The 892-nt window shown below is 63.9% G+C and carries 1 protein-coding gene and 1 pseudogene; both read right to left on the reverse strand.

Going from position 1 to position 892, the window contains the following annotated elements; genetic code table 11:
* On the reverse strand, nt 1-359 hold a 359-nt coding region (locus GSQ90_RS28515; RefSeq protein WP_158818382.1), incomplete at its 3' end, for a hypothetical protein.
* A 63-nt stretch (nt 360-422) separates the two neighbouring features.
* A pseudogene (locus tag GSQ90_RS28520) lies at nt 423-892 on the reverse strand (hypothetical protein); the annotation flags it as partial.

Raw genomic sequence — 892 nt, forward strand, 5'->3', positions numbered from 1 at the left:
CCCTGAATGTCGACCGGACCGCTCGTCACCACATTGACGAGGTTCTTCGCCGAACCGGGGACGATCAGATTGACGGTGTTGCCCCGGCCTTCGCGGAACTGCGAGAACGAATTATAGGCGTTGCCGCCGCTCATCGTCGTCGTGCTGATCGTCGTCGTGCGGCCCGCAACGCCGATCGTCGTCGCCGTACGGCCGGTGGCCAGGATCAGATTGCCAGGCGACTGGCCCATATTGACCGCCTGCGCCATCCCCCCGGGCGAGCCAAAAAGACCCAAGGCCAGCGGAAACAGCGCCGAACTGCCCAGCAACGCCCGCTTGCGCGCCCCCAACGTCACCTGTCGCTTCAAACGGGCGAGCATTTCGTTTCCCTCTGGCGCGCCCGCGAACCCAGCTCCGCAGGCCGCGCCCCCCTCATGCTGCGATCAAAACTTCCCGGGCTGAACGCGATAGACGTCCGGGTTCTTGGCGTCGGCCAGATAGAAAAGGACAAGCGCATTGGGCGAGAACGCGCGCGGCGTCTTATCGCCCGTCGTCGTTCCTTGCAGCAGCAGAACCGTGGTGTGGCCGGCCGCGTCGCCGCCGCGAAACAGCAACAGGCCGTTGCTCACCGCCACATTGTTGACGATCGTGTCCGGCTTGTAGCCGGCGGCCATGAAATAGGCGTGCAACGTGTCGGCGTTCGACACCAGCCGCTCGGGGGTCAGTTTGTCATCGGTCGCCTTCGACCAGGACACGCTGACCTGAATGAGCTTCTTGGTCTTGTAGCCAAGGACGTAGGAAACCTCCGCCCCGCCGCCTTCCGGCAGCACGTCGGACGCTTTGATCGACAGAACCTGAGTATGCTCCGCGCCATTTTGCGAAACGCGCACGCCGTCCGCGCCAACGGCAAAAT

Origin of the sequence: Methylocapsa sp. S129, assembly GCF_009765995.1 — a bacterium.
Classification (GTDB): domain Bacteria; phylum Pseudomonadota; class Alphaproteobacteria; order Rhizobiales; family Beijerinckiaceae; genus Roseiarcus.